The following is a 19,710-nucleotide window of genomic DNA, read 5'->3' as shown; positions in this document are numbered from 1 at the left end:
AGCCGGTTGCTACGCTGGCGTGATGAGCCTGGATCGCGCCCTTCCCGCACGCCCGGAGACCGGGATGGCCTACGCCGATTCGGTCCTCGACCTCATCGGCGACACCCCGCTGGTGAAGCTGGGCCCGGTCGCGGCGGGCGTGCAGGCGACCGTGCTGGTCAAGGTCGAGTACCTGAACCCCGGCGGCTCGTCGAAGGACCGCATCGCGACCCGCATCATCGACGCCGCCGAGCGCGACGGGCTGCTGAAGCCCGGCGGCACCATCGTGGAGCCGACCAGCGGCAACACCGGCATCGGCCTCGCCCTCGTCGCGCAGCAGCGCGGCTACCGCTGCGTGTTCGTGCTGCCGGACAAGGTGGGGGAGGACAAGCGCAACGTCCTCACCGCCTACGGGGCCGAGATCGTCGTGACGCCGACGGCCGTCGCTCCGGACGACCCCGCCTCCTACTACTCCGTCTCGGACCGCCTCGCCCGCGAGATCCCCGGCGCCTTCAAGCCCAACCAGTACGCGAACCTCAACGGACCGCTCAGCCACTACGAGACCACGGGACCCGAGATCTGGCGCGACACCGCCGGCCGGCTCACCCACTTCGTCGCGGGAGTCGGCACGGGCGGCACCATCAGCGGCGTAGGCCGCTACCTCAAGGAGGTGTCGGAGGGCCGCGTGCAGATCGTCGGCGCCGACCCCGAGGGCTCCGTCTACTCGGGCGGCGGCGGTCGCCCGTACCTGACCGAGGGCGTCGGCGAGGACTTCTGGCCGAGCGCGTACGACCCGAGCGTGGTCGACCGGATCATCGCCTCCAGCGACGCCGAGTCGTTCGCGATGACCCGCCGCCTCGCCCGCGAGGAGGGGCTGCTCGTCGGCGGATCGAGCGGGCTCGCCGTCTCCGTCGCGCTCAAGGCCGCCGCCGGTCTCGGGCCGGACGACGTCGTCGTCGTGCTCCTGCCGGACGGCGGGCGCGGCTACCTCGGCAAGATCTTCAACGACCGCTGGATGCGCTCCTACGGCTTCCTCGAGATGCGCGACGAGGGCACCGTCCGCGACGTGCTCCGCGCGAGGGCGGCGAGCGGGCAGGCCGACCTCCCGGCGCTCGTGCACGCGCACCCGACCGACACGATCCGCGACGCGATCGGCATCATGACCGAGTACGGCGTCTCGCAGCTCCCGGTGCTGACCGCCGAGCCGCCGGTCGTGATGGGCGAGGTCGTCGGAGCCGTCGACGAGCGCGAGCTGCTCGACCGCGTCTTCGCCGGACCCGCCTCGATGAACGACCCGCTCGGCGACTGCGTGGGCGACGCGCTCGCGCTGATCGGGCTCGGCGAGAGCATCACCGCCGCCCGCGCCGCGCTCACCGAGCACAGCGCCCTCCTCGTCACCGACGAGGGCAAGCCCGTCGCGGTGATCACCCGACAGGACCTCCTCACCTACGCCACGGCCTGACGGCCGCCGCCTCCGCACCTCCGACCCAGGGAGCCCGCACCATGCCCAAGAAGCAGCACTTCGACACCCGCGCCATCCACGCCGGCCAGGAGTTCGATCCGACCACCGGGGCGGTCGTGCCGCCCGTCTACATGACCTCCACGTTCGTCCAGGACGGCATCGGCGGTCTCCGGGGCGGCTACGAGTACGCCCGCTCGGCGAACCCGACGCGCGACTCGCTCCAGGAGCTCATCGCCTCGCTCGAGGGTGCGGACGTCGCCTACTCCTTCTCCTCCGGCCTCGCGGCCGAGGACACCCTGCTGCGCGCCGCCCTCGCGCCCGGCGACCACGTCGTCCTGGGCAATGACGCCTACGGCGGCAGCCACCGCCTGATCGACCGGGTGCACAGCGCCTGGGGCGTGCGCAACACGGCCGTCGACATGTCGAACCTCCGCGAGGTGCAGCGGGCGATCGTCCCCGGTGAGACGAAGATGCTCTGGGTCGAGACCCCGTCGAACCCGCTGATGACCATCAGCGACATCGCCGAGCTCGCCGACCTGGCCCACGCGCACGACCTGATCGTCGTCGTCGACAACACCTTCGCCTCCTCCGCCCTGCAGCAGCCGCTGGCCCTCGGTGCCGACGTGGTCGTGCACTCGACCACGAAGTACCTCGGCGGCCACTCGGACGTCGTCGGCGGCGCGCTCGCCCTGCGCTCGGGGCCGCTGGCCGAGAAGATCGCGTTCCTGCAGTTCGCGGTCGGAGCGATCTCGGGCCCGATGGACGCATGGCTCACGGTCCGCGGCATCAAGACCCTCGGGGTGCGGATGGAGCGCCACTCCGTCAACGCGCAGGCGGTCGCCGAGTTCCTCGTCGAGCACCCGGCGGTGACGGCCGTGCACTACCCGGGCCTGCCCTCGCACCCCGGCCACGAGCTGGCGAAGCGCCAGATGTCGCGGTTCGGCGGGATGCTCTCGCTCGAGCTCGCGACGCCGCGCGCGGCCCGGAAGTTCGCCGAGTCGACCGAGCTGTTCCAGCTCGCGGAGTCGCTGGGCGGCGTCGAGTCGCTGATCGGCTACCCGAGCGAGATGACGCACGCGTCGGTGAAGGGCACGCCGCTGGAGGTCTCGGAGTCGCTGGTGCGCCTCTCGGTGGGCCTCGAGGACTCGTCCGACCTGATCGCGGACCTGTCGGCGGCGCTGCCGAAGAAGTAGAGGCGGGAACGCCGCCCCGCGGGGCGGCATCTCGATGGTGCGCCCGATCCGGCCCCTGCCAGGATCGGGCGCATGACCTCCTCGCGCCGCTTCGTCGATCTCAGCCACACCGTCGCGGACGGGCTGGTGACCTACCCGGGCCTGCCCGCTCCGCGCATCCGGCCGCACCTCACGCGTGAGGCGTCCCGCGCCTCCTACGCGCCCGGCACCGAGTTCGCGATGGACGTCATCGAGATGATCGGGAACACGGGCACCTACCTCGACAGCCCGTTCCACCGCTACGAGGGCGGAGCCGATCTCGCCGCTCTCCCGCTCGAGACGCTGGTCGACCTGCCGACCGTCGTGGTCGACGCGACCGGAGCCACCGGACGGGGCATCGGCTCGGACGCGGTCGCGGGACTCGACGTCCGCGGCGCCGCCGTCCTCCTCCGCACCGGATGGGACGCGCACTTCGCCACGCCCGGGTACGGCAGGGGCGCCCCCTTCCTCAGCGGCGCGGCGGCGGAGGCCCTCGTCGCCGCCGGTGCGGTGCTGGTCGGCATCGACTCGGTGAACATCGACGACACGGAGTCGAGCGGATCGCGGCCCGCGCACTCGGCCCTCCTCGCCGCGGGAGTGCACGTCGTCGAGCACCTCACCGGCCTCGGCGGGCTGCCGGCGACAGGGGCGCGCTTCACCGCCGTGCCACCCAAGGTGCGGGGCTTCGGGACCTTCCCGGTGCGGGCCTTCGCGGTCGTCGACGAGCCCTGACTGGCGCAGGGCGCCCGGGTGCCTCCGGCTAACCTGGACCGATGCATCCCGCTCTCGCCGCCGTCGGCCGGCGCGTCCGGCCCCGCACGCGCCTCGCGGCGCTGGGCCGTCGTGTCCGCCCCCGCACGCGGCTGCGCTCCGCGGCCCGGGTCGTCCGCTCCGCCCCTCAGCGCCTCTCGGAGCGCCGCGCCGCCGTGATCGCCGCCCGGCCGATCGACCACCCCTCGCCCGCGCTCCGGCGCGAGCTGCTGCTGCTCGCCCTGGCCAACCGCTTCTCCCGCCGCTCCGCAGTCGATCCGGCGGGCGAGGTCGTGGTCACGATGACCACGCACGGCGAGCGGCTGCAGCGGGTCCACGTGGCGCTCGAGTCGATCGCCCGCGGCGACGCCCGGCCCGCGCGCCTGGTGCTCTGGCTCGACGACCCGGCCCTGCACGCCGACCTGCCCGCGCCGCTGCGCCGCCTCCGCCGCCGCGGCGTCGAGATCCGCCTGGTCGACGGCTACCGCGTGCACACGAAGTACTACCCGCACCTGCTCTCGGGCCGGGCGGGGGAGCGCGACCTCGTCACCTCCGACGACGACATCGTGTACCCGCGCACCTGGCTGAGGGGCCTGCTCGACGCCCGCTCGCGCTACCCCCGCGAGACCGTGCTCTGCTACCGCGCCCACCGGGTGGGGATCGTCGACGACGCCGTCGCTCCGTACACGAGCTGGACGCCGGTCGCCGACACGCGCGCGTCGACCGATGTCTTCGGCACCTCCGTCTCCGGGCAGCTGCTGCCCGCCCCGCTCCTCGGCGAGATCGCCGCGCACGGGGACGCGTTCCGCGAGATCGCCCCGGACGCCGACGACATCTGGCTGCACGTGCGCGCGGTCGACGCCGGCTACCGGATCGCGCAGATCGAGCCCCGGGCCCAGCTGTTCCCGTTCGTGCCGCGCACGCAGCAGTCCGGGCTCTACCTCGTCAACTACTGGGACGGCGGCAACGACCGCCAGGCCCGCGCGGCCTACACGCCCGAGGTGACGGCGCGGATCGCGGCGGACGCCTCCGCGAGAGGGGAGGTGCGCTGATGCGCCTGCTGTTCGTGAGCAACCTCTATCCGCCCCAGGTGCTCGGCGGATACGAGATGACCTGTGCGCGCGTCGCGGAGGCGATGGCGGCCCGCGGCCACACCGTGCGCGTGCTGACCACGCCGACCTACCTGCCGCCGGAGCCCTCGGGCGTCGAGGTGCACCGCACGCTGAGCCTGCGCACCTACTTCCCGCTGCCGCAGACGGGCGGCGAGATCGCTCAGCTGCTGCACCACGAGAGCGCCGTCTCGCGGTTCGAGAACACCCGCATCCTGCTCGAGGAGCTGCGCGACTTCGCGCCGACCCACGTGGTGGCCTTCAACCTGCTCGGGATCGGCGGCCTCGCGATGATCGACCTGCTGCGCGCGGTGGAGGCCCCGTGGATGTGGAACCTCGGCGACCGCATCCCGAACGCCCTGGTCGACGGGCTGCCCGAGCGCGTGCTCCGCGTCTACGGCGCTCACGCCCCCGACCACTTCGACCGCGGCGAGATCGTCGCGGTCAGCCGCTCCCTCGTCGACGCGATCGAGGCCGGCGGGCTGAGCCTGGGCGAGGTCGAGGTGATCGGGCGCGGAGTGTCCGTTCCCCCCGACACCGCGGAGCCGCGGCGCTATCGCGAGGGCGGGACCACCCGGTTCACGTTCGCCGCGTCGCTGGGCGAGCACAAGGGCGTCGGGCTGGTGCTGGAGGCGGCGGCGTCTCTCGCGGAGGAGACCCGCGACTTCCGTGTGGACCTCTACGGCGACGGAGACGTGGACGGCTGGCGCGCCCGGGCGGACGAGGCGGGCCTGGCCGGCCTGGTCGAGTTCCACGGAGCGACGCCGCACGCCGAGGTGCTCGCCGCGCACGGCCGCGCCGACGCGTTCCTCTTCCCGACCTGGGCCGGAGAGGCGTTCGGCGTCGCGCCGGTCGAAGCGGCCGCGGCGGGCGCCGTGCCGATCGTGACGGCGGCCAGCGGAGTCGCGGAGTTCCTCATCGACGGCGTCGACTGCATCAAGATCACCCGCTCCGCCCCGGCGCTCCTCGAGGCGATGCGGGACGTGGTGAGGGGGGCGGTGGACCTCGAGGCGCTCGGCCGGCGGGGCCGGGCCGCGGCGCGCGGACCGCTCTCGTTCGAGCGCTCCGTCGAGCTGATCGAGGCCTCGCTCGAGCGCCGCTCCCGGCCTGGCCTCGCCGACCGCCTCGCCGACACCACCCTCGAGGCCGACATCATGGACAAGGATCTGCGGGCGATGGACGTGCTCCACCGCCGCTTCTCCGGACGGGACCACGACGATGACCACTGACCACGACTTCCTCCAGGACCCCGGCTCCGCGCCCACCCGGCTCGGCCGCGGCGGCGTCGTGCTCCGCGACGCGGTGCACCGGCTGGTCGCCCCCTGGTTCGAGCAGGCGCGGCTGCGCACGGAGGAGCTGCGCGCCGAGACGGCGGCGCTGCGCGACGAGGTGGCCGGGCTCCGCGGCGAGCTGAGCGCGGTGCAGAGCGACGTCTCCGTGCTGCGCGACGAGTCGGCGGGCCTCCGGGCGGGTCTGGACGAGCTCAGCGCGTCGGTCGTGGCCGACCGCGCCTCGTCCGAGGCGGCGGGTGCGGCGGCCGCCGAGCAGGCCGCCGACACCGCAGCGGCTCTCGACGAGCGCGTCCGCGGGGCCGAGCTCGAACTGCGGGCGGTCACCCGGCGCCTCGCGGAGGCGCTCGACCGCTGAGGCGGCGAGGCCCGGTTTTCGCGGCGATCAGGCGGGGACCGCCGTCCGCGCGAGCAGCTCGGCGATGCGCCCGGTGCAGCCGCCGCAGCCCGTGCCGGCGCGGGTCGCCCGCCCGACGCAGGCGACCGTCCCGTGTCCCGCCGCAGCCGCATCGGTGATCACCGCCGCCGTCACGCCGTTGCACCAGCAGACCGTGGCATCGGGGGCGAACGGATCGCCGGTCGCCGCGGCACCCGCATCCGGGGCGTCCAGACGCAGGAGGCTCGACCGGTCCGCCGGCAGCTCCGAGCCCCGCTCGAAGAGGAGGCTGAGCTCGGCGCCGACCCTGGGCAGACCCACCGAGACGAACCCGCGCAGCACTCCTCCCGCGGTCACGAGCTTGGCGTAGCCCCCGCGGGCGGGGTCAGCCCACAGCGTCACCTCGAGGTGCTCCTCGCCCGGGCGGTGCGGGTCCCACGGCTCCGGGGCCACGTCGCCTCCTGCCACGAGGTCGACGCCCTCGGCCTTCAGCATCACGACGGCCGGTCGGGCGTCGGGGACGCGCTCCTCGCCGCAGCGGCCCTCCGCCTCCGCCCGGATCCGCGCTGCGAGCCGGTCCGCCTGCTCCCATCCCGGACCGATCAGTCCGCTCGGTCCGCCGGGCACGCGGCCGTCGGGGAGGGCCGAGCCGCGGGGGGCGACGTGCGCGCAGTCGCCGATCGCGAAGACGTCCGGGTCGCTCCAGCTGCGCAGCTGCTCATCGACGAGGATCCCGGTCGAGACGGCGAGCTCCGCGCCCGCGGCCAGCTCGACCCGCGCACCGACACCGCACGAGAGCACCAGCAGATCCCCCTCGATCTGCTTGCCGTCAGCGCAGACGAGCGCCTGGAAGTGCGCACGGCCGCGGTCGTCGTGCGCGAGCAGGACGCTCTCGGACCGGGCGTGCGCCACCATCTCGACGCCGGCCGCGCGGGCGGCCGCGGCCAGCATCCGGCCCCCGCCCGTGTCGAGATTGCGGGCCATCGGGATGTCGCCGTGGAAGACCACCACCACCTGCGCGCCCTGCTCGGCGGCCGCGAGGGCGAACTCGATCCCGAGCACTCCCGCCCCGAGCACGACGAGGCGCGCGCCGGAGCGCACGGACTCGCGGACCACCCGGGCGTCGGCCAGGTCGCGCAGCGCCACCACCCGCTCCGGGAGGGGCCGGGAGCCCGCGTCGAGCGACTCCGGATCGGCGGCGCGCACCGTCCGCTCGCGTCGGGACCGCTCCATCCCGGCGAGGGTCGGCACGTTCGCCCGGGCGCCGGTGGCCAGGACGAGGCGGTCGTAGGGCAGCCGCTCGCCGTCGTGCAGCCGCACGACGTTCCGCGCGCGGTCGATCCCCACGACGGCCGCTCCCAGGCGCAGGACGACGCCCGCCGCCTCCGCCGCCGTCCGGTCGCCGAGGTCGAGGCGCTCGCGGGTCGCCCGGCCGACGGCGTACTCCGCGAGCAGGACACGGTTGTAGGGGTCGTCGCCCTCGGCGCCGACGACCGTCAGCGCGACCAGACCGGCCCGCACGGCCGGCAGCAGCTCCTCGACGAAGCGCGAGCCGACGGGTCCGTAGCCGATCAGGACGATCCGCTCGGGAGGTGTCTCAGGCATGTGCCGTCCCTTCCGCGCGGACCCAGACCCGCGTGCGCTTGAACTCGGGCATCGACGACACCGGGTCCACGACGGCCTCGGTGAGGAGGTTCGCGCACTGCTCACCCGCGTAGTGGAAGGGCAGGAACACCGTGTCGTGGCGGATGTCCGCGGTGACGCTCGCGCGGGCGCGGACCACGCCGCGCGCGTTCCCGATCGCCACAGGTGCTCCGTCGCTGACGCCGAGCCGGGAGGCGGTCGCCGGGTGGATCTCGAGTCGAGCCTCCGGGCGGGCCGCATCGAGCTCCGCGACCCGCCGGGTCTGGGTGCCCGACTGGTACTGCTGGAGGTAGCGGCCGGTCACCAGGGTCAGCTCCTCGCCGCGGTCCACGACGACGGGGACGGCGGGGATGACGGCGACCAGGCGCGCCCGGCCGTCGGGGTGCCCGAAGCGCTCAGCGAAGAGGCGCGGCGTCCCCGTGCCGCCCGCGGGGTAGGGCCAGTGGGCGGCGATCCCGGTGTCGAGCAGGGCGTGCGAGAGGCCGGAGTAGTCGGCCACGCCTCCCGCGGACGCGCGGGCCAGCTCGTCGAACACCTCCGCGGGGACGGTCGACCAGCTCGAGGGGGCGTCGAGACGGCGCGCCAGTTCGCTCATGATCCAGAGCTCGCTGCGCACTCCCGCCGGCGGGTCGATCGCCCGGCGGCGGCGGAGCACCCGGCCCTCGAGCGAGGTCATCGTGCCCTCCTCCTCCGCCCACTGCGGCACCGGGAGCACCACATCGGCCAGCGCGGCGGTCTCGGAGAGGAAGAAGTCGCAGACGACCAGCGTGTCCAGGGCCTCGAGCCCGGCGCGGACGGCGTCGGCGTCCGGAGCCGAGACGACCACGTTGGAGCCGTGCACCAGCAGGCAGTGCACGGAGCGTCCGAGCTCGGCGAGCAGGGCGGTGGCGGGCAGGCCCGGGCCGGGGATCGATTCGGGCGTCACGTCCCAGACGGCGGCGACGTGGCGCCGCGCCTCCGGATCGCGGATGGAGCGGTACCCCGGGAGCTGATCGGCCTTCTGGCCGTGCTCGCGTCCGCCCTGGCCGTTGCCCTGACCGGTGAGCGTGCCGTACCCCGACCCCTCGCGGCCCACCAGGCCGAGCACGAGAGCGAGGTTGATCGCGGCGGTCGCGGTGTCGGTGCCGTCGACGTGCTGCTCGACCCCGCGGCCGGTCAGCACGAACGACCGCCCCGCGGCGAGCCGGCGCGCGAGGGAGCGGAGGAGCGTGGTCGGCACGCCCGTGACCGCGGAGGTGCGCTCCGGCCACCACGCCGAGACGCTGCGGCGCACCGCCTCGGCGCCGGTCGTGCGCGCGGCGAGGTAGGCGGTGTCGGCGAGGCCCTCGGCGAAGACCAGGTGGGTCAGCCCGAGCAGGAGCGGCAGATCCGTCCCGGGGGCGGGCTGCAGATGCGTGCCGGCGCCGTCCTCCGTCAGCCGCGCGGTGGCCGAGCGGCGCGGGTCGACGACCACCAGGCCGCCCCGCGAGCGGGCACCGGCGAAGTGGGCGAGAAGCGGCGGCATCGTCGCGGCGACGTTCGAGCCCAGGAGCAGGATCGTGTCGGCGTCGTCGAGGTCGGACACCGGGAACGGCAGTCCGCGATCGACGCCGAAGGCGCGGTTGCCGGCCGCCGCGGCCGAGGACATGCAGAAGCGGCCGTTGTAGTCGATCCGGGAGGTGCCGAGAGCGATCCGAGCGAACTTCCCGAGCTGGTAGGCCTTCTCGTTGGTGAGGCCCCCGCCGCCGAAGACGGCCACCGCGTCGGCGCCGTGCCGCTCCCGGACGCCGCGCACCGCCCCGGCGACCGCGTCGAGCGCCTCCTCCCACGACGCCTCCGCGAGGACGCCGTCGGCGCCGCGCAGCAGCGGGGAGACCAGGCGCTGTCCGCTCGCCAGCAGCTCGGCGGAGGTCCAGCCCTTGGCGCAGAGCCCGCCCCGGTTCGTCGGGAACTCCCTCCCCTCGACCGCCACGGGTACGGGGCCCGCCGCGGGTGTCAGCGTCATCGCGCACTGCAGGGCGCAGTACGGGCAGTGGGAGTCGGTCGGGGCGGGGGCGCTCATCGTCAGATCCGGGTCCCCGTCTTCGCGGCGAGGCGGAGGTAGACGCCGGCCGTGATCGCGAGCATCACCGCGTAGGCGCCGACGAACCAGCCCAGCGCCGTGGTGTAGTCGCCGAACTCGGTCTTGGAGAAGCCGAGCAGCTGGGGGATCACGAAGCCGCCGTAGGCGCCGATCGCCGAGATCAGGCCGAGCGCCGCGGCGGACGTGCGCTGGGCGCCGATGCCGTCGTCACCGCGCTGGCGGGCGCGGAGGGCGAACACCGTGGGGATCATGCGGTAGGTCGCGCCGTTGCCGATGCCGGCCGCCGAGAAGAGCACGAGGAAGCAGGCGAGGAAGAGCCAGAAGCTGCCGAGCGGCAGTGTCGCGATCACGCCGAGGATCCCGGCGCCCATGGCGACGAAGGCGAGGACCGTGACAGGCGCTCCGCCGAAGCGGTCGGCCAGACGGCCGCCGGAGGGGCGGGACAGCGAGCCCACCAGGGAGCCGAGGAACGCGAGGCCGACCGTCGCCGAGCCGACGGCGAAGCCGGAGAACTCGGGGAAGGTGTCGGCGATGAGCTTCGGGAACACGCCGGCGAATCCGATGAAGGACCCGAAGGTGCCGATGTAGAGCACGGCCAGCAGCCAGAGGTGCGGCTCGCGGAGCGCGGCGAGGGAGGCGGCGACGTCGGACTTCGCGGTCGAGAGGTTGTCCATGCGCTTGGCGGCGCCGATCATCGCCACGACGATCAGGGGGACCCAGAGGAAGCCGGCGATCGGCAGGTTCAGCGTGGCCGCGGCGCCGACGGTGATCGCGATCGGCACGACGAGCTGCGCGACGGAGGCGCCCAGGTTGCCGCCCGCGGCGTTGAGCCCCAGAGCCCAGCCCTTCTGCGCGTGCGGGTAGAAGAAGGTGATGTTCGCCATCGAGCTGGCGAAGTTGCCGCCGCCGAAGCCGGCGAGCGCGGCCACCAGGAGCATGACGCCGAACGGGGTCTCCGGATTCGAGACCGCGATGCCGAGTCCGACGCTCGGGATCAGCAGGAGGCCCGCCGACACGATCGTCCAGTTGCGGCCGCCGAAGCGGGGGACCATGAACGTGTACGGGATCCGCAGGGTGGCGCCGACGAGGCTCGGCATCGAGATGAGCCAGAAGATCTGCCCGGTGTCGAAGGCGAACCCGGCCGCCGGCAGCGAGACGACCACGACCGACCAGAGCTGCCAGACGACGAAGCCGAGGAACTCGGCGAAGATCGACCACCTCAGATTGCGAGCGGCGACGGAGCGTCCCTCCGCCTCCCACTGGGCGGGGTCCTCGGGGTTCCAGCCGTCGATCCAGCGGCCCGGCCGTCGGATGATGCCGGTGGATGTGGCGGCGGTCGTGGGGACGGTGGTCGGGGGTGCAGCAGTCATCGTGGTCCTCCGGAGGGTGGGCGGCGCGCGCGAGGGCGCGCTCGGGACGGGGAGGTGGAGCGGTGGTGGTGCGGGGAGGAGGCGTCAGGCGTTGCGCCCGAACAGCTCCGAGACGATGTCGACCAGCTCGCGGGCGGGCGGATCGACGGCGGTGAGGAGGGGAGCGGAGGCGAGGTCGGCCCCCGCGGAGGCGGCCAGGCCGGCGAAGTAGCCGGGCGCGAGCAGGTAGGTGGCGACCACGACGCGCGCGCCGGGGTGGGCGGCGCGCTCGGCGGCGACCGCCTCCGCGATCCGCGGCTCGGCGGCCGAGATGAACGAGGTGCTCACCTCGCGGCCGAGCTCGGCGGCGAGGAGGCGGCCGGTGGTCCAGCAGTCCGCGACGGCACCGGCGTCGCTCGAGCCGGCAGCGGCGAGCACGACGCGGTCGCCGTCGTCGAGCCCTGCCTCGTGGAGCCGGCGGGCGAGCACGCGCGCCAGGCGGGGATCGGGTCCGAGCGCGCCCGAGACCCGCACCGGCCGCTCCGCCTCCGCCGCGGCCTCGGCGAGGTCGACGTGCACGTGGTAGCCGGCCGAGAGCAGCAGCGGCACGACCACCGCCGGCCGGCCCGGCTCGAGAGAGCCCAGGGTCGCGGGGACGTCGGGCTGCTGCACGTCGACGAAGGAGTCGTGCACGTCCAGCGCCGGGTTGGCCCGGCGGACCGCCGCGACCAGCGCGGCGACGGCACGCCTCCCGTCGTCGTCGGAGGTCCCGTGGGACGCGGCGACCAGAGCGGTCCGCTGGGCGACCTCGATCGTGCCGTCGCTCTCGCGCACCTGCCAGGTGGCGAGGTGCAGCTCCGCTCGTGTGAAGCAGGCGCCGGTCTCGAGGTCGAAGACGTCCTTGTGCAGGGGGGAGGCGATCGTGGGCCGCTGCACCCCGTCGACCAGACGCGAGCCGACGATGCCGCGCGAGAGCACGGCCGCGCCGGTCGCGGGGTCGAGGTTCGAGACGGCCCGCACCCGCCCGTCGGGCAGGAGGAACAGGGCGAGCTGCACACCGCCGACCAGGGCGGCCTCGCCCCAGAGCGGCTCGAGGTCGCCGACGGCGCAGACCGGCACCCAGGTGGTGGCGGTCGCGGGGGCGAGCCGATCGAGGAGGGTCATCGCTGCGCCTTCTTCCTGCGGGTGGGCCACCGCATCCGGTCGGACGCGATGAGGCAACGGTAGGGATCGCGCGTTTCGTGCGAGCGCGCCTCCGGTGTCACGGGCGTAACGAAGCCCTCACGGCCTGCGGCGCTCGCCGAGAGGCGCGCGTCACACGCTGTTACACCGGGGCAACGGCGGGGAAACGGGCCGTCCCTACGGTGGACGTCATGACTCCTGGAGCGAACCCCGCCGCCCGGCCCCGACGCGTGCTCGTCGTCGGAGCGGGACCCGCCGCGCACCGCCTGGTCGACGCGCTCGTCGCCCGGGCCGGCGACCAGGCGCTGGAGATCACCGTCCTCGGCGAGGAGGTGCACCGTCCCTACGACCGCGTCGCACTCTCGAAGCGCCTCGACGGCGAGCACGACCTGACTCTGGGCGACGGCGCTCTGTGGGAGTCGGCGCGGCTGATCACCTCCTCCCGTGTCGTCGCGATCGATCCCGACCGCCTGCGCGTCGAGCTCGCGGACGGCCGCTCCCTCGAGGGCGACGAGATCGTCCTGGCGACGGGCTCCTCCGCCACGGTCCCGCCGATCGAGGGCGCCGAGCACGGCCGCGTCTACCGCACGCTCGAGGACGTGGACGGGCTCGTCGCCGAGCTCGCCGCGTTCCGCGCCCGGCGCGGCCGCCCCGCGATCGTGGTCGTGGTCGGCGGCGGTCTGCTCGGCCTCGAGGCGGCGGGAGGCGCGCACCGTCTCGGTGCGCGCACCGCCCTCGTCCATTCCGGCCGCTGGCTGATGAGCGCGCAGCTCGACGAGGGCGCCGGGCAGGCCCTCGGCCGCATCATCTCGGCGCAGGGGATCGCGCTGCACCTCGGCAACCGGCCCACCGCGATCCTCACCTCGCCGACGGGGACGGTGCTCGGCGTCGCGCTGACCGACGGCAGCAGCATCAGCGCCGATCTCGTGGTCTTCTCCATCGGGATCACGGCGCGCGACGAGCTCGCCCGGGCGGCCGGGATCGAGGTCGCACCGCGCGGAGGCGTGGTCGTCGACGAGGCCTGCCGCACCAGCCGGGCGGGAGTCTGGGCCATCGGCGAGGTCGCCGCGATCGACGGTCGCACCGTCGGGCTCGTCGCACCCGCCAACGCGATGGCGGAGGTTGTCGCCGACCGGATCCTCGGCGGCGACGCGACCTTCCCGGGGGTCGACGACGCCACCAAGCTCAAGCTCTCGGGCGTGGAGGTCGCCAGCTTCGGCGACGCCCTCGGCACCACGGAGGGAGCGCTCGAGGTCGTCTACGCCGATCCGGCCCGCGGTCTCTACCAGAAGGTCGTCGTCTCGGACGATGCGCGCACGCTGCTCGGCGGGATGTTCGTCGGCGACGCGGGCCCCTACTCCTCCCTCCGCCCGCTGCTGGGGCGCGAGCTGCCGGCCGAGCCCGGCGCCTACCTCGCGGCGGCGGGGGCGGAGGCGCCCTCGGGCGACCTTCCGGACGACGCCCAGGTCTGCTCGTGCAACAACGTCTCGGTCGGCGAGGTCCGCGACGCGATCGGCGAGGGGTGCACCGATCTGGGGCCGCTCAAGGCCTGCACCCGCGCGGGCACCCAGTGCGGATCGTGCGTGCCCCTGGTGAAGAAGCTGCTCGACACGGAGCTGATCCGTGCGGGCGTCGAGGTCTCCCGCGCCCTCTGCGAGCACGTGGCGCTCAGCCGCAGCGAGCTGTTCGAGTCGGTCCGCATCCTCGGGCTGCACTCGGCCGAGCAGGTGATGGAGCGCTTCGGCTCCGGGCTGGGCTGCGACGTGTGCAAGCCGGTGATCGCCTCCGTCCTCGCCACCCAGACGAACGCCTACATCCTCGACGGCGGCCAGGCGCCGCTGCAGGACACCAACGACCGCGCCCTGGCCAACATGCAGAAGGACGGCACCTACTCCGTCGTCCCGCGGATCCCCGGGGGCGAGATCACGCCGGCGAAGCTCAAGGTGATCGCCGAGGTCGCCGAGCAGTACGGCCTCTACACGAAGATCACCGGCGGGCAGCGGATCGACATGTTCGGCGCCCGCCTCGAGCAGCTGCCCGAGATCTGGCGCCTCCTCGTCGACGCCGGCTTCGAGTCGGGTCAGGCGTACGGCAAGTCGCTGCGCACGGTCAAGTCGTGCGTCGGATCGACCTGGTGCCGCTTCGGAGTCCAGGACGCGGTCGGGATGGCGGTCTTCCTCGAGGAGCGGTACCGGGGTCTCCGCTCGCCGCACAAGTTCAAGCTCGGGGTCAGCGGCTGCGCCCGCGAGTGCGCCGAGGCGCGGGGGAAGGACATCGGCGTCATCGCGAGCGACCTCGGCTGGAACCTCTACGTCGGCGGCAACGGCGGCTACCAGCCGGCGCACGCCCAGCTGCTCGCGCAGGACCTCGACGACGAGACCCTGGTGCGCTACATCGACCGCTACGTCATGTACTACGTGCGGACGGCCGAGCGGCTCCAGCGGACCGCACGCTGGCAGGAGGAGCTCCCCGGCGGACTCGAGCACGTGCGCGAGGTGGTCTGCGAGGACTCGCTCGGCATCGCCGCCGAGCTGGAGGCCGCCATGGCCACGCACGTCGACACCTACGTCGACGAGTGGGCGGCGACCCTCGCCGATCCCGACCGGCTCCGCCGCTTCCGCTCCTTCGTGAACGCCCCGGACACCGCGGATCCGCGCGTCGCGACCGTGCGCGAGCGCGGGCAGGTCCGGCCCGCCGGCCGGGACGAGAGACCGGACGGACCCGTGCTGGTCGCGGGGCCGAGGATCCCCGTCGGTCCGGCCGGGATCGGATCGGACTCGTGATGCAGCTCTCCCTCGACCTCGCCGGACGCCGCGTGCTCGTGATCGGCACCGCCTCCGGGACCCGCCGCGTGCTCGCCCGCTACCGAGCCGCCGGCGCACTCGTCGAGCGGCACGAGGCGGAGGACGCGCTCACCCCGGCGCCCCCGGCCCTGATCGTGTGGGTGGAGGGGCCGGCGCCGCTCCGAGCAGCGGCGGCCGAGCTCTGCCCCTGGATCGTCGACGAGGCCCCCGCGCCGACCCGGCCGGTCGGGCACGTCAGCATCGTCGGCGGCGGCCCCGGCGATCCGGATCTGATGACCCTCGCCGCCCGCCGCGCCCTCCGCGACGCGGACGTGGTGCTCTACGACCGGCTCGGTCCGCACGAGGGCCTGGCCGAGTGGGCGCCCGGCGCCGAGCTGATCGACGTGGGCAAGACGCCGGGTCATCACGCGGTGCCGCAGCACGAGATCGAGCGGCTGATGATCGAGCGGGCCCTCGCGGGTCTGGACGTCGTGCGCCTGAAGGGCGGCGATCCGTTCGTGTTCGGCCGCGGGTCGGAGGAGGTGCGCGCGTGCCGGCTCGCCGGCGTCGGCTCCACGGTCGTCCCCGGAGTGACCAGCGCGATCTCGGTGCCCGCCGCCGCCGGGATCCCGGTCACCCACCGCGAGGTCAGCAGGGCCTTCACCGTGGTCTCGGGCCATGCGCCGTTCAGCGAGCAGGAGCTCGGCCATCTGGCCGGGCTGGGCGGGACGATCGTGGTGCTGATGGGCGTGAACACCCTCCCGCACCTCGTCGCCGGGCTGCAGCGCGCCGGGATGCGCGCCGACACGCCCCTCGCGATCGTCGAGCGGGGCTGGTCGCGCGACCAGCGCACGACGGTCTCGTCGGTCGGCGGAGTGCTCGGCCTGCTCGCCGAGCTGGCACCGCGCTCGCCCGCCGTGATCGTCATCGGCGAGGTGGTCCGGCAGGCCGCGTGCCATGATGCGGGGGACCCCGAGAGCATCGCCCGAGCGGTCGATGCACTGACCGCGTGAGACCCCGAGGGGGCCGAGCATGACCGGCACCGATCCCGACGCCGCCGTGGGGTTCCGACCCGACCAGCTGGACGGCTTCCGCATCGGGGTCACCTCCGACCGCCGCTCCGAGGACCTGATCGCCGCGTTCGAGCGCCGCGGTGCCGCCGTCACGCACGCCCCCACCATCAGAATGCGCGGCGTCGACACCGAGGGCGCGCTCGAGGAGGAGACCCGCGCCATCGTCGCCGCCCGTCCCGACGTGCTCCTCGCCACCACCTCCTACGGCCTGCGGCGCTGGCTCGAGGCCGCGGACGCCGCGGGGATCGAGCTGGCCGACGCGCTGTCCTCCGCGCGGATCCTCGTCCGAGGACCCAAGGCGCGCGGAGCGATCCGTGCGGCGGGTCTCGACGACCACGGGATGAGCGAGCGCGAGACGACCACCTCCCTCGTCGACCTGGCCCTGCGCGAGGGCGTCGCCGGCCGCACGATCGCGGTGCAGCTGCACGGATTCACCGACCCGGCTCAGCTGCAGCGTCTCCGCGACGCCGGCGCCCGGGTGCTCACGGCCGCGCCCTACCGCTGGAGCGTGCACGAGGACTCCGCCCGGGTGCTGCGGCTGATCGACGCGGTCTGCGGAGGGGGCATCGACGCCGTCACCTTCACCAGCGCGCCGGCGGTGGAGGCGCTCTTCACGGTCGCGGAGGCCGCGGGCCGCCTCGACGACCTCCAGGCGGCCTTCCGCGAGACGGTGGTCGCCGCCGCCGTCGGCCCGGTGACCGCAGCACCCCTGGTCGAGGCAGGGATCCTCCCGGTCGTGCCGGACCGGTTCCGGATGGGCGCGCTCATCCGCCTGACCTGCGAGCACCTCGAGCAGGCGTCGCCCCGCATCGAGACGGCCTTCGGCACTCTCGAGCTCCGAGGCCGGCACGCCGTCCTGGCCGGGACCCGGGTGGCGCTGACCCCGGTCGCGCTCGCGCTGTTCCGGACTCTCGTCGCCGCCGAGGGCGCGACCGTCGCGCGTCACGTCCTCGCGGCCTCCGCGCCGGAGGCGCTCGACGACCACGCGGTCGACGTCGCCGTCAGCCGCCTCCGTCAGGCCCTCCCCGAACCGCGGCTCGTGGCGACGGTGATCAAGCGCGGCTACCGGCTCGCGACCCCGCTCTGAGCGGCGGCGCGGTGCCACACTGAGCGCGTGGGCAGGCTGAGGGTCGTCGTCGCGCCCGACTCCTTCAAGGGGTCGGCGAGCGCGGTCGAGGTCGCACGGGCGATCGCCGAGGGCTGGAGCGCTGCGCGCGCGGGAGACGAGATCGTCCTCGCGCCGATGGCCGACGGGGGAGAGGGCACGGTCGAGGCCTTCGCACTCGCGGTCCCGGGGTCGCTTCGGCGGCCGGTCGTCGTGCCCGGCCCGGACGACCGGCCGGTCCGCGCCTGGTGGCTGCTGCTCCCCGACGGGACAGCCGTCGTCGAGCTCGCCTCCACGAGCGGCATCACGCTGCTCGACCCGCTCCGACCGCTCACCGCGCACACGCGCGGCTTCGGCCGCGCGATCGCCGCCGCCCTCGACGCGGGGGCGCACGCCCTGCTGCTGGCGATCGGCGGCAGCGCCTCGACCGACGGCGGAGTCGGAGCGCTGCGCGAGCTCGGCGCACGCTTCTCCGCCGCCTCCGGCCGCGACCTCGGCGAGGGAGGCGGTGCGCTGCCCGCGCTCGCCGCCGCCGACCTCCGCGGGCTGCGTCCTCTGCCGCCCGGAGGCGCGGTCGTGCTCAGCGACGTCGCGACCCCGCTGCTCGGCGACTCCGGGGCGGCCCGCGTCTTCGGACCGCAGAAGGGGGCCGGCCCCGAGGACGTCCTCCTCCTCGAGAGCGGCCTCCGCCGTCTCGCCGCGCACCTGGACGCGGATCCCGATGCGCCGGGCTCCGGGGCGGCGGGCGGGACGGGCTTCGGTCTGCTCGCCTGGGGCGCGTACCCGACCTCCGGCGCCGACGCCGTCGGACGGGCGATCGGGCTCCCGGCGCTCCTCGCGGGCGCGGACGTCGTCATCACGGGGGAGGGGCGCTTCGACGCGCAGTCCGCCGCCGGCAAGGTCCCGGTGCACGTCCTCGCGCTCGCCGAGGCGGCCGGGGCGCGGACGCTCCTCGTCGCCGGGGCGATCGCGGCGCCGACTCCCGGCTTCACCGCGGCGGTGTCGCTGACGGAGGCGGCCGGCTCCTCGTCCGCGGCACTCGCGGACCCGTTCCCGCACCTGCGCGCCGTCGCCCGGGAGTGGGCCGCGCAGCTCCTCTGACCGTTCGCGGTGTCGGTGGTCGGGCGTACCGTCCGGGCATGCCCCGCGATGCGATCCGACCACCACATCTTGTGGTCGAGCCGCCGCGCGGACCCCACCGGTCGGGCATGCCGACACGCCGTGGCGCGTTGTACACAGTGAACGGGATCCTTCTGTCCACACCTGTGGATGGTTCGTCCGGATCCGCGTCCTTCCGCGGTTCCACGGGCTCCGGCCTGTGGATGAACGGGGGAGGAACCGGTGGATAACTACACGGCTGTAACTACTACCTCTAGTGGGCTGACGCCGGCCCGCCCCCTATATGTAGTATTGCTGAGCAGGTCGGAGCGAGAGCCCCACCGGCACCCAGAACTCACCCGGACCACCCTCCGACCCCGCCCGCATCGCGAGCCGCCGGTCGGGGAGCGGCACCGGGACACCCCCTCCGAAAGGCGACACCCATGGCTGTGACGGTCTACACCAAGCCCTCCTGCGTCCAGTGCACCGCGACGTACCGCGCCCTCGACAGCAAGGGCATCGACTACGAGGTGTTCGACCTCTCCGTGGACGAGAAGGCCCTCGAGGCCGTCAAGGCCCTCGGCTACCTCCAGGCGCCGGTCGTCATCACGGACGACGACCACTGGTCCGGCTTCCGCCCCGACAAGATCGCGACCCTCTGAGGCGCACGGACGGCGATCCGCGACGTCGTCGGCGGGCGCCGTAGCGCCGCTGCGGCTTCCTCCTCCGCCTCGCGGCTCACCACGCAGCCGCCTCAGAGGCGGGACCGAGAACAGCAGCTGACGGGGAGAGGGGCCGAAGGATGAGCGGGCTCGTGTACTTCTCCAGCAGCTCGGGGAACACGCACCGTTTCATCGAGAAGCTCGGACGGCCGGCGCAGCGCATCCCGCTCCACGCCCGCCGCGACGGAGCCGCCCTCGACACGCTCCACGTCCACGAGCCGTACGTGCTCGTCCTCCCCACCTACGGCGGCGGCAACGGCGGAGGAGCGGTCCCCAAGCAGGTCATCCGGTTCCTCAACGATCCGTGCAACCGCTCCCTGATCCGCGGCGTCATCGGCGCCGGCAACACGAACTTCGGCGAGGCGTACTGCCTCGCCGGCGACATCATCGCCCGCAAGTGCGAGGTGCCGCACCTCTATCGATTCGAAGTATTCGGAACACCCGACGACGTCCGCGCCGTCGACGAAGGATTGGACACGTTTTGGACGCAGCAGTGATCGACGCTCCCCGCGACGC

16 protein-coding genes are annotated in these 19,710 nt (G+C 74.3%); 12 read left to right on the top strand and 4 right to left on the bottom strand.

Going from position 1 to position 19,710, the window contains the following annotated elements; genetic code table 11:
* The first annotated feature begins 64 nt into the window (after window positions 1-64).
* The 6 genes from GTU71_RS08475 to GTU71_RS08450 all read left to right on the top strand — a co-directional run bounded on the left by GTU71_RS08475 (window position 65) and on the right by GTU71_RS08450 (window position 6,158).
* Window positions 65-1,441: a cystathionine beta-synthase gene (locus GTU71_RS08475; RefSeq protein WP_159941156.1), complete on the top strand. Its 1,377-nt coding sequence runs from the start codon at window positions 65-67 to the stop codon at window positions 1,439-1,441.
* 41 nt (window positions 1,442-1,482) lie between these two features.
* Window positions 1,483-2,634: a cystathionine gamma-synthase gene (locus tag GTU71_RS08470; RefSeq protein ID WP_104224345.1), complete on the top strand. Its 1,152-nt coding sequence runs from the start codon at window positions 1,483-1,485 to the stop codon at window positions 2,632-2,634.
* A gap of 72 nt (window positions 2,635-2,706) precedes the next feature.
* Entirely contained in the window at window positions 2,707-3,384 is a 678-nt protein-coding gene (locus GTU71_RS08465) for a cyclase family protein (RefSeq protein ID WP_159939672.1), read from the top strand.
* A gap of 41 nt (window positions 3,385-3,425) precedes the next feature.
* Window positions 3,426-4,454 carry a glycosyltransferase gene (locus GTU71_RS08460; protein ID WP_159939671.1) on the top strand — a complete coding sequence of 343 codons (1,029 nt, stop codon included), beginning with the start codon at window positions 3,426-3,428 and terminating at the stop codon, window positions 4,452-4,454.
* A complete protein-coding gene (locus GTU71_RS08455) occupies window positions 4,454-5,740 on the top strand; it encodes a glycosyltransferase (RefSeq protein WP_159939670.1) in 1,287 nt (428 codons plus the stop codon). Before GTU71_RS08460 ends, GTU71_RS08455 begins: the two co-directional genes overlap by 1 nt.
* The gene (locus GTU71_RS08450; protein WP_159939669.1) at window positions 5,730-6,158 is read left to right on the top strand and encodes a hypothetical protein; all 429 of its coding nucleotides are present in this window, start codon (window positions 5,730-5,732) and stop codon (window positions 6,156-6,158) included. The genes GTU71_RS08455 and GTU71_RS08450 overlap by 11 nt, the downstream gene beginning before the upstream one ends.
* 27 nt (window positions 6,159-6,185) lie before the next feature.
* Here GTU71_RS08450 and GTU71_RS08445 read toward each other — a convergent pair whose 3' ends face one another.
* The 4 genes from GTU71_RS08445 to nirD form a co-directional block, all read right to left on the bottom strand.
* Window positions 6,186-7,781 carry an FAD-dependent oxidoreductase gene (locus GTU71_RS08445; protein ID WP_104336105.1) on the bottom strand — a complete coding sequence of 532 codons (1,596 nt, stop codon included), beginning with the start codon at window positions 7,779-7,781 and terminating at the stop codon, window positions 6,186-6,188.
* On the bottom strand, window positions 7,774-9,861 hold the full coding sequence (locus tag GTU71_RS08440; protein WP_159939668.1) for a molybdopterin oxidoreductase family protein: 2,088 nt from the start codon (window positions 9,859-9,861) through the stop codon (window positions 7,774-7,776). Before GTU71_RS08440 ends, GTU71_RS08445 begins: the two co-directional genes overlap by 8 nt.
* A gap of 2 nt (window positions 9,862-9,863) precedes the next feature.
* Window positions 9,864-11,252 carry an MFS transporter gene (locus GTU71_RS08435; RefSeq protein WP_104224352.1) on the bottom strand — a complete coding sequence of 463 codons (1,389 nt, stop codon included), beginning with the start codon at window positions 11,250-11,252 and terminating at the stop codon, window positions 9,864-9,866.
* Window positions 11,253-11,336: 84 nt separating this feature from the next.
* Entirely contained in the window at window positions 11,337-12,395 is a 1,059-nt protein-coding gene (gene nirD, locus GTU71_RS16590) for a nitrite reductase small subunit NirD (protein WP_159939667.1), read from the bottom strand.
* Window positions 12,396-12,604: 209 nt separating this feature from the next.
* On the opposite strand from nirD, the gene nirB reads away from it, so the two are divergent.
* The 6 genes from nirB to nrdI all read left to right on the top strand — a co-directional run bounded on the left by nirB (window position 12,605) and on the right by nrdI (window position 19,691).
* Window positions 12,605-15,196, top strand: a complete 2,592-nt coding sequence (gene nirB, locus GTU71_RS08425) for a nitrite reductase large subunit NirB (protein ID WP_159939666.1) — start codon at window positions 12,605-12,607, stop codon at window positions 15,194-15,196.
* Window positions 15,196-16,209, top strand: a complete 1,014-nt coding sequence (cobA, locus tag GTU71_RS08420) for a uroporphyrinogen-III C-methyltransferase (RefSeq protein WP_104227191.1) — start codon at window positions 15,196-15,198, stop codon at window positions 16,207-16,209. Before nirB ends, cobA begins: the two co-directional genes overlap by 1 nt.
* Window positions 16,210-16,228: 19 nt before the next feature.
* Complete coding sequence (locus GTU71_RS08415; protein ID WP_104238252.1) at window positions 16,229-17,356, top strand: uroporphyrinogen-III synthase; 1,128 nt, start codon at window positions 16,229-16,231, stop codon at window positions 17,354-17,356.
* A 36-nt stretch (window positions 17,357-17,392) separates the two neighbouring features.
* Window positions 17,393-18,475, top strand: a complete 1,083-nt coding sequence (locus GTU71_RS08410) for a glycerate kinase (RefSeq protein WP_159941154.1) — start codon at window positions 17,393-17,395, stop codon at window positions 18,473-18,475.
* 440 nt (window positions 18,476-18,915) lie between these two features.
* A complete protein-coding gene (nrdH, locus tag GTU71_RS08405) occupies window positions 18,916-19,134 on the top strand; it encodes a glutaredoxin-like protein NrdH (protein ID WP_068255139.1) in 219 nt (72 codons plus the stop codon).
* 140 nt (window positions 19,135-19,274) lie between these two features.
* Window positions 19,275-19,691, top strand: coding sequence for a class Ib ribonucleoside-diphosphate reductase assembly flavoprotein NrdI (gene nrdI, locus GTU71_RS08400; RefSeq protein ID WP_104224357.1), 417 nt, complete (start codon window positions 19,275-19,277; stop codon window positions 19,689-19,691).
* Window positions 19,692-19,710: the final 19 nt, after the last annotated feature.

This window comes from Rathayibacter sp. VKM Ac-2762 (assembly GCF_009866585.1).
Lineage (GTDB): Bacteria > Actinomycetota > Actinomycetes > Actinomycetales > Microbacteriaceae > Rathayibacter.
The sequence above is the reverse complement of the archived record's forward strand: the minus strand, read 5'-3'. Positions and strand labels throughout refer to the sequence as shown.